Annotated in this window: 8 protein-coding genes; 5 read left to right on the top strand and 3 right to left on the bottom strand. The window is 60.2% G+C overall.

Features of this window, described 5'->3' with window-relative positions; all coding sequences use genetic code 11:
• Nucleotides 1–556 precede the first annotated feature (556 nt).
• Nucleotides 557–1420 (top strand): DMT family transporter, encoded by an 864-nt coding sequence (locus KGB07_RS19095; RefSeq protein ID WP_046043684.1) that lies wholly within the window; start codon nt 557–559, stop codon nt 1418–1420.
• Nucleotides 1421–1536: 116 nt separating this feature from the next.
• Here the strand turns inward: KGB07_RS19095 and KGB07_RS19090 are convergent, their stop codons facing one another.
• Complete coding sequence (locus KGB07_RS19090) at nt 1537–2445, bottom strand: DMT family transporter (RefSeq protein ID WP_046043685.1); 909 nt, start codon at nt 2443–2445, stop codon at nt 1537–1539.
• Nucleotides 2446–2604: 159 nt separating this feature from the next.
• On the opposite strand from KGB07_RS19090, the gene aceK reads away from it, so the two are divergent.
• From aceK to KGB07_RS19075, 3 genes are all read left to right on the top strand, one after another.
• Nucleotides 2605–4323: a bifunctional isocitrate dehydrogenase kinase/phosphatase gene (gene aceK, locus KGB07_RS19085; protein WP_046043686.1), complete on the top strand. Its 1719-nt coding sequence runs from the start codon at nt 2605–2607 to the stop codon at nt 4321–4323.
• A gap of 136 nt (nt 4324–4459) precedes the next feature.
• Complete coding sequence (hrpA, locus tag KGB07_RS19080) at nt 4460–8371, top strand: ATP-dependent RNA helicase HrpA (protein ID WP_223466252.1); 3912 nt, start codon at nt 4460–4462, stop codon at nt 8369–8371.
• A 277-nt stretch (nt 8372–8648) separates the two neighbouring features.
• On the top strand, nt 8649–9770 hold the full coding sequence (locus KGB07_RS19075) for a beta-ketoacyl-ACP synthase III (protein ID WP_046043688.1): 1122 nt from the start codon (nt 8649–8651) through the stop codon (nt 9768–9770).
• A 338-nt stretch (nt 9771–10108) separates the two neighbouring features.
• Here KGB07_RS19075 and KGB07_RS19070 read toward each other — a convergent pair whose 3' ends face one another.
• On the bottom strand, nt 10109–11440 hold the full coding sequence (locus KGB07_RS19070) for a putative porin (protein ID WP_223466250.1): 1332 nt from the start codon (nt 11438–11440) through the stop codon (nt 10109–10111).
• A 280-nt stretch (nt 11441–11720) separates the two neighbouring features.
• On the opposite strand from KGB07_RS19070, the gene KGB07_RS19065 reads away from it, so the two are divergent.
• Complete coding sequence (locus KGB07_RS19065; protein ID WP_046043732.1) at nt 11721–12845, top strand: GNAT family N-acetyltransferase; 1125 nt, start codon at nt 11721–11723, stop codon at nt 12843–12845.
• Nucleotides 12846–12856: 11 nt separating this feature from the next.
• On the opposite strand, the gene aqpZ is transcribed toward KGB07_RS19065, so the two are convergent.
• Nucleotides 12857–13555, bottom strand: coding sequence for an aquaporin Z (gene aqpZ, locus KGB07_RS19060; protein ID WP_046043691.1), 699 nt, complete (start codon nt 13553–13555; stop codon nt 12857–12859).
• Between the last annotated feature and the right edge of the window lie 83 nt (nt 13556–13638).

The following is a 13638-nucleotide window of genomic DNA, read 5'->3' as shown; positions in this document are numbered from 1 at the left end:
GACTCGGGCTGGTCTCAATACTGGATACGATAACCCGGCTTAACCGCTTAACCTGAACCGCCGTATACGGAACCGTACGTACGGTGGTGTGAGAGGACGGCGGATGTAAATCCGCCTCCTACTCGATCCGGGGAATCCCAGGCAACCCCTCCAACCGCACAATGCTGATTCTGTGCCAGCTGTCATTACTGGCCTTTTGACCAAGTCGTTGCAATCCATGTCGAGGGCTGGTTATAGTCGGCGCACAGTGAGTTTCAGGACTCACCTTTTCATCCCTCAATCAAAGATCAGCCCAATGCCTGCATCCCTCATCAACGCGGTAGTCGATTCAGCGGTCAACGCTGGCGTCGTGCCGTGCGGGAATCAGCAGCCCGGGCAGATCAGTCATTACCCCCCACCTGTCAGTAGCACGTCGGTGTGCGCAGTTGCATCACCGCCAGGCGTTGGCATTTCGGGCTGATCAGCTGCCTTCTGCTGTTCCCCATGCCTGCCTGAAAAACTACTGGATTTCAGCTTTTTGCTGAGTTGGCTTTTTGCCTGACTACAGGTGGTATTCATGTTTGTCCTTTCGAAAAAGTCCGCGCTCGCGGCGGCGTCCACGAGCCTGTTCGTTCTGCTGTGGAGCAGCGGGGCGATTTTCTCCAAATGGGGGCTGGCTCACGCGTCGCCCTTTGCCTTCCTGATGTTTCGTTTCGTCATCGCCCTATGCGGCCTGGTGCTGCTGGTGCCGTTGCTCAAGCTGAAGTTGCCCAAGGGCGGCAAACCGATGCTGTATGCGATGGCCACCGGCGTGGTGTTGTTGGGGGCGTATCAGATTTTCTATCTGCTGGCCCTGGACCTTAAAGTCACGCCCGGGGTGATGGCGACCATCATGGGCGTGCAGCCGATCCTCACCGTAGTGCTGATGGAGCGCCAGCGTTCCTGGCGCCGGATGTTCGGTCTGGCCCTGGGGCTGGCCGGGTTGGTCATGGTGGTCTACCAGGGCATCGGGCTGGCCGGGATGTCGCTGGCCGGGATGCTTTTCGGTCTGCTGGCGCTGGCGAGCATGACCTTCGGTTCGATCATGCAGAAACGCATCACCGACAATCCCCTCGGTACACTGCCGGTGCAGTATCTGGCCGGACTGCTGTTGTGCGGGGTTTTCGTTCCCTTTCAGCCGTTTCACTTCGAGCACAGCAGCGGATTCATTCTGCCGGTGCTGTGGATGGGGCTGGTGGTATCGGTGCTGGCGACGCTGTTGCTGTACCGCTTGATCGCCCGGGGCAATCTGGTGAACGTCACCAGCCTGTTTTACCTGGTGCCGGCGGTAACGGCGGTGATGGACTATCTGATCTTCGGCAATCGCCTGGCGATGTTGAGCCTGTTCGGTATGCTGTTGATCATCGTCGGTCTGGTGTTTGTGTTCCGTAAAACCGCTTGATTGCGGGTAAACCCGAGAAGGCCTGGAGCAATACTCTGGGTCTTTGTGATTTTTGGCGTCTGATCAGACGCCTTCGCGGGCAAGCCCGCGAAGGCGTCATCCGCAACGCAACAATTCTACCGGTCAGCCACCAAGCCTGGTTTCACAGCAGCCGGCTTCAACACCAGCCACAACGCCAGCGCAATCAACAACCCGCCATAAATATGCGCCATCGACAGCGGCTCATCGAGAAACAGCGCCCCCCACAACACGCCGAACAGCGGGATCAAAAAGGTCGTAGTCATCGATTTCACCGGACCGATCGAGCTCAGGAGCCGGAAGTAAACAATGTACGCAAACGCTGTGCATCCCAGACCCAACCCCAGCAACGAGAGCCAGACACTCCAGCCGCCCCAGCTCGCGGGTGGTTGGCTGATCACGCTGTAGCCGAACAGCGGCAGCAGGAACAGCGTCGCGCCGAGCATGCTGCCCAACGCGGACAGACGGCTATCGAGACCCCCGGCCTGATCGAGCCAGCGGCGGGCCAGAAACCCTGCAAATCCGTAGCAAGTGGTCGCGAGCAGGCAGGCGACGGCGCCCATCAGCAATTGCATATCGAACGCCACCGGACCGGCACGAGTCAGCACGCCCACGCCGAACAGCCCCAGGAACACGCCGCCGAGTTTGGCGCCAGTGAGCCTTTCATGGAAAAACAGGCCGCCGATCAGCACGCCCATCAAGGGTGTCGTGGCATTGAAAATCGACGAGTAACCGGCTGGCAGCACCTGCGCGGCCACCGAATAGAGCGTCGCCGGGATGCCGGAGTTGATCACACCAAGCAGCATCACGGTCTTGAGTTTGCCCTTGAAATCCCAACTGATGCGCATCAGCCCAAGAATCACCAGCAGTCCGGCAGCGGCTATCGATACACGGAAAAAAGCGGTAGGAATGCTGCCAATCACCGGGGCGATGATGCGCATGAACAGAAAACTCGCACCCCAAATGGCCGCCAGTGACAGTAAACGGAAAATATCGACGGGGTTCACAGCGCGGTCCTTCCTTGGGGGAGGGGCGAAAGTGTTGCTGAGTGTGTGACCGATGGCAACCGAAAACCGGGCATTTAATTCGGCTGGAAAATTGCGCTTCTCCTGCACCCGGTTCACTGGCTAAGCTCAAGCCTCCCGAATTCCCGCAGAGGTCTCACCATGCCGCAGCAATGGCCAGCCGCCGACATCGCCCGCTTGATCCTCGATGGCTTTGACGATTACCGCGAGCATTTTCGCCAGATCACCGACGGCGCCCGGGCCCGCTTCGAACAGGCCCGGTGGCAAGAGACGCAGTCGGCGTCGGCGGCGCGGATCAATCTGTACGAAGACAAGGTCGGTGAAACGGTGGAGCGACTGCGCACCGCGTTTGACGCTGACACCCTGGACGTCAGCTGCTGGCCACTGGTCAAGAGCGCCTACATCAGCCTGATCGACCTGCGCTTCGACGACGAACTGTCCGAGACCTGGTACAACTCGATTTTCTGCGGGCTGTTCAGCCATGACCTGATCAGCGACGGTTGCATGTTCATCCACACCACCCGGCCGAGCCTGCGCCGTGCCCGGGCCGCGCAAACCCGAACCTACAAGCCGCAAGGTCAATTGTCGGCGATGCTCGCCAGCATCTTCGCCGACTACCGCTTCAGCGAGGATTACGCCGACCTGTCCGGTGACCTGAAGCGCCTCGAAGCGCAACTGCGCGAGAACCTGCCGGATTGGGTGTGCAAGGACCCGGAGCTGAGCGTCGAGCTGTTTTCCTCGGTGTTGTACCGTAATAAAGGCGCGTACCTGGTGGGGCGTATCTACACCGCCGATGAGCAATGGCCGCTGGCAATTCCATTGCTGCACCTGGAGGGTCGCGGCATCCAGATCGATGCGCTGATCACCGACGAGGCGGAGGTGTCGATCATCTTCTCGTTCACCCGCTCGTATTTCATGGTGGATGTGCCGGTGCCGGCGGAGTTCATCGGCTTCCTGCGGCGTATCCTGCCAGGCAAGCACATTGCCGAGCTGTACACCTCGATTGGTTTCTACAAGCACGGCAAGTCCGAGTTCTACCGGGCGCTGATCAATCACCTGGCCAACACCGACGACCAGTTCATCATGGCCCCCGGTGTGCGCGGCATGGTGATGAGCGTGTTTACCCTGCCGGGTTTCAACACCGTGTTCAAAATCATCAAGGACCGTTTCTCGCCGTCGAAAAACGTCGACCGCGCCACGGTGATCGAAAAATACCGTCTGGTAAAAAGCGTCGACCGCGTCGGGCGCATGGCCGATACCCAGGAGTTCGCCGATTTCCGTTTCCCCTTGAGCAAGTTCGATCCGGCGTGCCTGGAGGAATTGCTGGAAGTCGCGCCGTCCACAGTGTCGGTGGAAGACGATACGGTGCTGATCCGTCACTGCTGGACCGAGCGCCGCATGACCCCGCTGAACCTCTACCTGGAAAACGCCAACGAGGCGCAGGTGCGCGAAGCGCTGGAAGATTACGGGTTGGCGATCAAGCAACTGGCGGCGGCCAACATCTTTCCCGGGGATATGCTGCTGAAGAACTTCGGGGTGACCCGTCACGGTCGGGTGGTGTTCTACGACTACGACGAGATCTGCTTCCTCACCGAGGCGAACTTTCGCCACATCCCGTTACCGCGCACCCCGGAAGATGAAATGGCGTCCGAACCGTGGTACTCGATCGGGCCGCTGGACGTGTTCCCCGAGGAATTTCCGCCGTTCCTGTTTGCCGATTTCCGGCAACGCAAGTTGTTCGATCAGCTGCATGGCGAGTTGTACAACGCCGATTACTGGAAAAGCCTGCAGGAAGCGATTCGGGCGGGGAAGGTGATTGATGTATTCCCGTATCGGCGTAAAGGGCTGGATAACGAATAGGAACAGTTGCAAGCGGCAAGCTACAAGCGGCAAGTTAGAAGCCGCTTTTAACTTGCGGCTTGTAGCTTGCCGCTTGAAGCTGCTTTTCTGCGACAATCGGCACCCTGCGCCACTAGACGACTGAATTGCGTACCCGATGACCGACGAATCGCCCTCCATCGACAAACTGCTGAAAAACCTCGATCACGCCATGCTTGCCGACCGCCACCGGCTGCGGCGGCAGTTGCTTGAGCTGCGCAAGAAACCCGACGAGGCCAGGCTGGGCCAGTGGGTGACGCGGATGCAGGCGTCCTGCGAGCAGGTGCTGGCGCGCAAGGCCAGTCTGCCGGTGATTCGTTACGACGACAGTTTGCCGATTGCCGCCAAGCGCGACGAAATCAAGAAGGCGCTGGAAAAGCACCAGGTGCTGATCATCGCCGGTGAGACCGGCTCGGGTAAAACCACCCAGTTGCCGAAGATCTGCCTGGAAATCGGTCGCGGCCAGCATGGCCTGATCGGCCACACCCAGCCACGCCGGATCGCTGCGCGCAGCGTCGCCAGCCGGGTCGCCGAAGAGCTCGGCACGCCGCTCGGTGCGCTGGTCGGCTATCAGGTGCGCTTCGAGGATCAGAGCGATTCCAGCACCCTGATCAAGCTGATGACCGACGGCATCCTGCTGGCGGAAACCCAGAACGACCGGTATCTGGAACGCTACGACACGATCATCGTCGACGAAGCCCACGAACGCAGCCTCAACATCGACTTCCTGCTTGGCTATCTGAAAACCCTGCTGCCACGTCGTCCCGACCTGAAGGTCATCATCACTTCGGCGACCATCGACCTGGAGCGTTTCTCCAAGCACTTCGATGACGCGCCGATTGTCGAAGTCTCCGGCCGCACCTACCCGGTGGACACCTGGTATCGCCCGCTGACCCTGGAGCAGGACGAAGAGGGCAACCGCGTCGAGGACGACCTGACGGTGGATCAGGCGATCCTCGCCACCCTCGATGAAATCGCCGCTTATGAGCGCAGTGAACGCCGCAGTCCCGGTGACGTGTTGGTGTTCCTGCCCGGCGAGCGCGAGATTCGCGATGCCGCCGACATGCTGCGCAAGGCCCAGCTCAAGCACACCGAAATCCTGCCGTTGTACGCGCGGCTGTCGCCAGCCGAGCAACAGCGGATTTTCCAGTCGCACCCTGGACGTCGCGTAGTACTGGCGACCAACGTCGCGGAAACCTCGCTGACCGTGCCGGGCATTCGCTATGTGATCGACAGCGGCACTGCGCGCATCAGTCGCTACAGCTATCGCGCCAAGGTCCAGCGCCTGCCGATCGAAGCGGTTTCCCAAGCCAGCGCCAACCAGCGTAAAGGTCGATGCGGGCGGGTCGAGCCGGGTATCTGCATCCGCCTCTACAGCGAAGAAGATTTTCTTGGGCGCCCGGAATTTACCGATCCGGAAATCCTGCGCACCAACCTCGCGGCGGTCATTCTGCAGATGCTGCATCTGCGCCTCGGCGAGGTCAGCGCGTTCCCGTTCATCGAGCCGCCGGATGGCAAGGCCATCAGCGACGGTTACAACCTGCTGCAGGAACTCTCGGCGGTGGATCGCAATAGCCAGTTGACCCCGCTTGGTCGTCAATTGGCACGGCTGCCGGTGGATCCGCGCATGGGCCGCATGCTGCTGGAAGCGGCGAAGCTCGGCAGCTTGCAGGAAGTGCTGATCGTCGCCAGCGCCATGTCGATCCAGGACCCGCGCGAGCGTCCGCCGGAGCGTCAGCAAGCGGCGGATCAGGCCCACGCCCAGTGGAAAGACGTCGACTCGGACTTCGCCGGGCTGGTCAATCTGTGGCGCGGTTTCGAAGAACAGCGTCAGGCGCTGACCGCGAGCCCGCTGCGTAACTGGTGCCGCAAGAATTTCCTTAATTACCTGCGCCTGCGCGAGTGGCGCGACTCCCATCGCCAACTGAGCCTGATCTGCCGCGACATGCAGTTGAGCCTCAACAAAGAGCCGGCGGATTATCCGAAGCTGCACAAAGCCGTGCTGGTGGGGTTGCTCAGCCAGATCGGGCAGAAAACCGAAGACGGCGATTACCTTGGCGCCCGTCAGCGGCGCTTCTGGATTCATCCGTCCTCGGGCATCGGCAAGAAGCGCCCGCAGTGGCTGATGACTGCCGAACTGGTGGAAACCACCAAGCTCTACGCGCGTATGGTGGCGAAAATCGATGCCGACTGGATCGAACCGCTGGCTGGGCACCTGATCAAGAAAAACCACTTCGAGCCCCATTGGGAGAAGAAGCGTGGGCAGGTCGTGGCGTTCGAGCAGATCACCCTGTTCGGGCTGATCGTGGTCGGGCGCCGGCCGGTGCATTACGGCCCGGTCGACCCGGTGGTGTCCCGCGAGTTGTTCATCCGCGAAGCGCTGGTGCGCGACGAGATTCAGTCCAGGGCCAAGTGCCTGACGGCCAACAAGCAATTGCTGGAACAACTCGACGAACTGGAAGCCAAGGCCCGTCGTCGCGACATCCTCGCCGACGAAGAAACCCTGTACGCCTTCTACGACGCGCGACTGCCGGCGGAGATCCACCAGACCGCGACCTTCGACAGTTGGTACCGGATCAACAGCCAGAAAGACCCGCAACTGCTGATCATGCGCGAGGAAGACGTGCTGGCCCGTGAAGCCAGTGAAGTCACCGCCCAGCATTACCCGGATACGCTGCACATCGGCGATCTGGAATTGGCCCTCAGCTACCACTTCGAACCGAATCACCCGCGCGACGGCGTGACCCTGCGCGTGCCGGCACCGCTGTTGCCGATGCTGCCACCGGAACGCCTGGAATGGCTGGTGCCGGGCGTCATCGAAGCCAAGTGCATTGCCCTGGTGCGCAACCTGCCCAAGGCCTTGCGCAAGAATTTCGTACCGGTGCCGGACTTCGTCAAGGCAGCCTTGCAGCGCATGACCTTTGCCGAGGGCTCGCTGCCCCAGGCCTTGGGGCGCGAGTTGCTGCGCATGACCGGTGCGCGGGTCAGCGATGAAGCCTGGGCCGAGGCCGCGCAGCAGGTCGAAAGCCATCTGCGCATGAACCTGGAAATCGTCGACGCCCAGGGCAAGTTCCTCGGCGAAGGTCGCGATCTGGCCGAACTGACGGCGCGTTTCGCCGAGGCCAGCCAGGCAGCATTGGCGGTGCCGCAAACCGCGAAAAGCCAGCAGCCGGTTGAACCGAAAGTGTTCGCCGCCGTGGCCGAGAAAACCCAACAGAAGATCGCCGGGCTGTCGATGACGGTCTACCCGGCGCTGGTGGAAGAGGCCGGCACGGTCAAGGAAGGGCGTTTCTCGACCCCGGCCGAGGCCGAGTTCCAGCATCGCCGTGCCCTGCAACGCTTGCTGATGCAGCAACTGGCCGAACCTGCCAAGTTCCTCCGTGGCAAGTTGCCGGGCCTGACCGAACTGGGCCTGCTGTACCGCGACATGGGGCGCGTCGATGCGCTGGTGGAGGACATTCTGCTGGCCAGCCTCGACAGCTGCATTCTTGAGGGCGAAGACCCGCTGCCCCGTGACGGTGCGGGTCTGGCGTCCCTGGCCGAGCGCAAGCGTGGTGCCTGGACTGAGCACGCCGAGCGTGTGGCGAAATTGACCCTGGAAATACTCAAGCTCTGGCATGGCCTGCAAAAACGCTTCAAAGGCAAGATTGACCTGGCGCAAGCCGTGGCCCTGAACGACATCAAGCAGCAGCTCAGCCACCTGGTCTATCCGGGACTTGTCCGGGAAACGCCGATGCAATGGCTCAAGGAGTTGCCGCGTTACCTTAAGGCGATCGAGCAGCGCTTTGAAAAAATCGGTGCCCAAGTGCAGCGTGACCGGGTCTGGAGCGGCGAGTTGAGCGGGCTGTGGACGCAATACCAAACCCGCGCCAACAAACACGCCCAGGAAGGCAAACGCGATCCGCAACTGGAGTTGTATCGCTGGTGGCTGGAGGAATACCGGGTTTCGCTGTTTGCACAACAGTTGGGAACCAAGGTGCCGATCTCCGACAAGCGCCTGAACAAGCAGTGGTCGCAAGTCGAGCCGTAGGCCGGAGGCTGGTGCAATACCCTGTGGGAGCAAGCCCGCTCCCACAGGTCAGGTGGTGTGTCAGTGGGAGTTTGATCCAGCAAAAGGGGCGAAATGCCCACGTTTATGGCAAACTTCGCGCCTATAAACGCCGGCCCCGCGGTTTTGAGCCTTCACGGTCTCGGGCAGGTCGGAATAAAGCGATGCCAGGTTTTCGTCCCCCGGACGGGAATAGACCCTTTGTGTATTGGTACGACTGTGCCAATGCTTTCTGCCTGAACAGATTAGAGACACGACCATGCATAACGTCGTCATCAGCGGCACCGGCCTGTACACCCCGGCCAACAGCATCTCCAACGAAGAGCTGGTGCAGTCTTTCAATACTTATGTGGCGCAATTCAACGCCGACAACGCCGACGCCATTGCGCGCGGCGAAATCGAAGCATTGACCGAGTCCAGCGCCGCATTCATCGAAAAAGCCTCGGGCATCAAGAGCCGCTTTGTCATGGACAAGGACGGCATCCTCGACCCGCAACGCATGGCCCCACGCCTGCCGGAGCGTTCCAACGACGAGTGGTCGGTGCTCTGCCAGATGGCCATCGGCGCTGCCGAGCAAGCCTTGCAGCGCGCCGGCAAGACCGCCGCGGACATCGATGGCGTGATCGTCGCCTGCTCCAACCTGCAACGTGCCTACCCGGCCATTGCCATCGAAGTCCAGGAAGCGCTGGGCATCCAGGGTTTCGGTTTCGACATGAACGTGGCGTGCTCGTCCGCAACCTTCGGCATCCAGACCGCCGCCAACAGCGTGCAACTGGGCCAGGCCCGGGCAGTCCTGTTGGTCAACCCGGAAGTCTGCACCGGCCACCTGAACTTCCGTGACCGCGACAGCCACTTCATCTTCGGCGATGCCGCCACTGCGATGATCATCGAGCGTGCTGACCTGGCGACGTCCAAGTACCAGTTCGACATCGTCAGCACCAAGCTGCTGACCAAGTTCTCCAACAACATCCGCAACAACTTCGGCTTCCTCAACCGCGCGGCGCAAGAGGGCATCGGTGCCAGGGACAAACTGTTCGTGCAGGAAGGCCGCAAGGTGTTCAAGGAAGTCTGCCCGTTGGTTGCCGAACTGATCAGTGAGCATCTGCAAGAGAACCAGCTCAACGTCAGCGATGTGAAACGCTTCTGGCTGCACCAGGCCAACCTCAGCATGAACCACCTGATCGTCAAGAAACTGCTGGGTCGCGACGCCACCGAACAGGAAGCTCCGGTGATTCTCGACACCTACGCCAACACCAGTTCCGCCGGTTCCGTGATTGCGTTCCACAAGAACCAGGACGACCTGGCCGCCGGTTCGCTGGCGGTGCTCAGTTCGTTCGGTGCCGGTTATTCGATTGGTAGTGTGTTGCTGCGCAAGCGCTGATTTTGAATTAGCTGTCGCAGCAGAAGAAAAGATCGCAGCCGAAAGCTGCGATTTTTTTTTGGCGGGGCTTTTGTGGCGAGGGAGCTTGCTCCCGTTCGGCGACGACGTCGTCGTAAACAAGCTAATGCGGCATGTCTGGCAAATCGAGGTGGTTGGTTCTGGGACCGCTTCGCAGTCCAGCGCGAGCAAGCTCGCTCGCCACATAAAGCTGATTCGATGGGTAGGGGAGAGAAAACAGTCTCGCGTTGATGCATCGGAGGATGATGGGGACCGACACACCAACGCCAGGCTGTAAAAGGAGCCCGGGCTTCCTTGCCCGAGTCGTGTAGCGGGGTGAATCAGAACTTCGCTTCGGCATCCAGTTGCAGGGTGTTGATGTCCGAGTCGGTTTTCTTGATGTTGGCGTTGGTCTGGTCCGAAGTCGCCATGAAGTAGGTCGCGCCCAAGGCAAAGTTCTTGTCCAGATCGTAGCTCACTTTCATCTTGCTGCCGCGCGAACCGGTGAAGCCGTTGGCGAAGTCGGAGTCGGTGAAGGCACCCACCACAGCGTTACGCTGCACGTCGCGGTAGTTGTAGTCCAGGTTGAAGCCGTAGACCTTGGACTTCACACCGGCCAACCAGCCAGTGTCCTGGTCGTTGCTGGCATCGGTGTTGTTGACGTACTGACCGTAGATCGACAGCGGAACTGGCAGGTTGGAGAAGTCGAGCTGACCAAAGCCTTCGTACAGTTTGAAGGTTTCGCCCGGGCTGTTGCCGTTGACGGCCAGTGCGCATGGCGTGGTGACGGTGCCGGAGGTAGGGCAGGCACTGCTGCTGTCGTTGTCGTAGGAGTAGATACTGCCGCCCAACGTCATTTTCATGCTGTCGGTGATGGCGAAGCGACCACCCAACTGGCCAGCGTACAGGCGCAGGTCGTGTTTGAACTGCACGCCTTCACCGTCGACGTTGTCCTTGAGGGTGTAGTGACCGGCGCTACCGAACAGCTCGGTGGTGCCGCTCAGTGGGTATTTGTAGGTGACGGCCAGACCTTCCGGGTTGATGTCGCTATCCCAGATGATGTCGCCCATGCTCACCCATTGTTGTGGCATCTTGCCGCCAACCAGGTGCAGGTTCTTGATCGCGTCCGGGTGGTAGTCGATGTAACCTTGGTCCAGCCAGATCTGCTTCTTGTCGAAGTAGTTGTTCAGGTCCTGGTTGGTCGAGCGAGCGTCGTCGTTATTGCCGGTGGCGATACGGATACCGGTGTCGACCTGCGGGTTGATTTCGCTGTAGGCACCCAGGCGGGCACGAATGCGCTGACGGTCCTGGTCCTTGTTGTTCGGCACGCCATCGTTGTGCACGGTTTCTTCGCGGAAGCGCACGTCACCCTTGAACTGGGTCTTGGCGGCCCATGCCAGCTTCTGGTCGAAGGTGCTCAGAGCGTCGGTTTTCTTCGCGGTGGCTGCGATTTGCTCGTTGGTCTCTTGCTGAGCCTGACGGGCGATCTGCTGGTCTTTCTGATCCCTGGCCAGCTCGGCTTGCAGTTCGCTGTACTGCGCGTTGGTGATCGAGCCGTTAGCCTTGAGCATGTCGAGCAGTTTGGCGTCGACTGCGGCACTGGCCGGAACACTCATGGCCAGCAACAGGCCACTACACAAGGCCGCCGCAGTTTTCGTGGAAGCAAGACGCATATCAATCTCCGAAGATGAGAGGGGATGACAGAGCCATCCGGGACACAACCGACCATAAGGGGCGGAAAACTGTGGCCGGGTATAACCCGGCGCTCTAAAAACAGGCGCCAGTATCGCGATGGTTTATTACAGAGCAGTGGCAATGTGATGTCATGTCCATGACGATACAAAGTCGCCGTGAACTATTGAGTTAGAGCACTGTCGTCGTTTTGCCCGTGTGCATTGCAGAGCGATAGGCGATACTCGCGGGGCTTTCACGCCATAAAGAGTGAGGATGGTGATGCCGTTGCAACGCCTGCAAAAACTGTCAGAAATCTCCCCGCAGACGTGGGACGCACTGGTGCCCGAAACTCAGCCTTTTCTGCGTCACGCCTTTTTGAGCGCACTGGAAGACAGCGGCAGCGTCGGACCCCATACCGGCTGGCAGCCCGAGCATTTATTGCACGTCGAAGGGGATCGACTGATCGCCGCACTGCCCGGTTACCGCAAGTGGCATTCTTACGGCGAGTACGTGTTCGATCACGCTTGGGCCGATGCCTGTGAACGTGCCGGCATCGACTACTACCCCAAATTGTTGACCGCGGTGCCGTTCAGTCCGGTCACCGGGCCGCGGCTGTTGGCGGCCACGGTCGAAGACGGTTTTGAGTTATTGAAAAGCCTGCCGGGCTACCTTGAGCTTGAAGGGCTCTCCAGCGCACACATCAACTTCACCGATCCGTTCACCGACGCGGCACTGAGCGAGCAACCGGGCTGGCTGCAGCGCGTTGGCTGTCAATACCACTGGCAGAATCGCGGCTACCGGGATTTCCAGGACTTCCTCGACGTGCTCAGTTCGCGCAAGCGCAAACAGATGCGCAAGGAGCGCGAGCAGGTGGCCGGGCAGGGCTTCGATTTCGAATGGCTCGAAGGTCGGGAACTGAGCGAGGCACAATGGGATTTCGTCTATGCCTGCTACGCCAATACCTACGCGGTGCGTCGGCAAGCGCCGTATCTGACACGAGAGTTTTTCAGCCTGCTGGCCGAACGCATGCCAGAGTCGATTCGCGTGGTGCTGGCCAAGCAAGGTTCACGGCCGGTGGCGATGGCGTTCAGTCTGGTGGGGGGGGACAGCTTTTATGGTCGTTACTGGGGATGCCTGGCGGAGTTCGATCGCCTGCATTTTGAGACCTGCTTCTACCAAGGCATGGACTATGCCATTGCCAACGGTTTCCAGCGTTTCGATGCCGGTGCCCAGGGCGAGCACAAACTGATTCGCGGATTCGAGCCAGTCATTACCCATTCCTGGCACTACCTGCGGCATCCTGGATTGAAAGCTGCGGTGAAAGACTTCCTGGAGCAGGAGCGGTTGGGAGTACTGGCTTATGCAGAGGAGGCGAAGTCAGCCTTGCCTTATCGACAAGGCTGATCTTCAGCGTTTCAGCTTTCTTCTTTACCCAGCCAGCGATACAGCACGCCGCCGACCACTGCACCGAGTAACGGTGCGACCCAGAACATCCACAGTTGTTGAATCGCCCAGCCGCCGACGATCAGCGCCGGGCCGGTGCTGCGCGCCGGGTTGACCGAGGTGTTGGTGACCGGGATCGAGATCAGGTGGATGAGCGTCAGCCCCAGGCCGATGGCAATCGGTGCCAGTCCTGCCGGTGCTCGTTTGTCGGTGGCGCCGAGGATGATCAGGATGAACATCGCGGTCATCACCAGTTCACAGACAAACCCCGCCGCCATCGAATAGCCGCCAGGCGAGTGTTCGCCGTAGCCGTTGGACGCCAGGCCCCCCGCCAGTTCGAAACCGGGTTTGCCGCTGGCAATGAAATACAGCAGGGCGGCCGCAATCACGCCGCCAATGACCTGGGCAACGATGTAGGCCGGTAATTCATTGGCCGGAAACCGCCCACCTACCACCAGGCCGAGGGACACCGCAGGATTGAGATGGCAGCCGGAAATATGGCCGATGGCGAAAGCCATGGTCAGCACTGTCAGGCCAAACGCGAAGGACACCCCGAGCAGACCGATCCCCACCTCCGGGAAAGCTGCCGCCAACACCGCACTGCCGCAACCACCCAACACCAGCCAGAACGTACCTACCAACTCAGTCGCCGAACGTTTTAACAGAGACATAAGAGAGTGCCCTTTCGAGATTATGCTGCCTTGAGCATCCAGCCGATGGACTGCAGAACCATCTCCAGAACGTTGGAGTGAGT

This window comes from Pseudomonas sp. GL-RE-26 (assembly GCF_019956275.1).
Taxonomy (GTDB): Bacteria; Pseudomonadota; Gammaproteobacteria; order Pseudomonadales; family Pseudomonadaceae; genus Aquipseudomonas; species Aquipseudomonas grandcourensis.
This window is presented reverse-complemented; position numbering and strand designations above follow the sequence as displayed.

Coding starts and splice junctions, on each gene's coding strand:
- aceK (WP_046043686.1), top strand. CDS start 2,605: ATGCCGCAGCAATGGCCAGCCGCCGACATCGCCCGCTTGATCCTCGAT.
- KGB07_RS19065 (WP_046043732.1), top strand. CDS start 11,721: ATGCCGTTGCAACGCCTGCAAAAACTGTCAGAAATCTCCCCGCAGACG.
- KGB07_RS19095 (WP_046043684.1), top strand. CDS start 557: ATGTTTGTCCTTTCGAAAAAGTCCGCGCTCGCGGCGGCGTCCACGAGC.
- KGB07_RS19070 (WP_223466250.1), bottom strand. CDS start 11,440: ATGCGTCTTGCTTCCACGAAAACTGCGGCGGCCTTGTGTAGTGGCCTG.
- aqpZ (WP_046043691.1), bottom strand. CDS start 13,555: ATGTCTCTGTTAAAACGTTCGGCGACTGAGTTGGTAGGTACGTTCTGG.
- KGB07_RS19075 (WP_046043688.1), top strand. CDS start 8,649: ATGCATAACGTCGTCATCAGCGGCACCGGCCTGTACACCCCGGCCAAC.
- hrpA (WP_223466252.1), top strand. CDS start 4,460: ATGACCGACGAATCGCCCTCCATCGACAAACTGCTGAAAAACCTCGAT.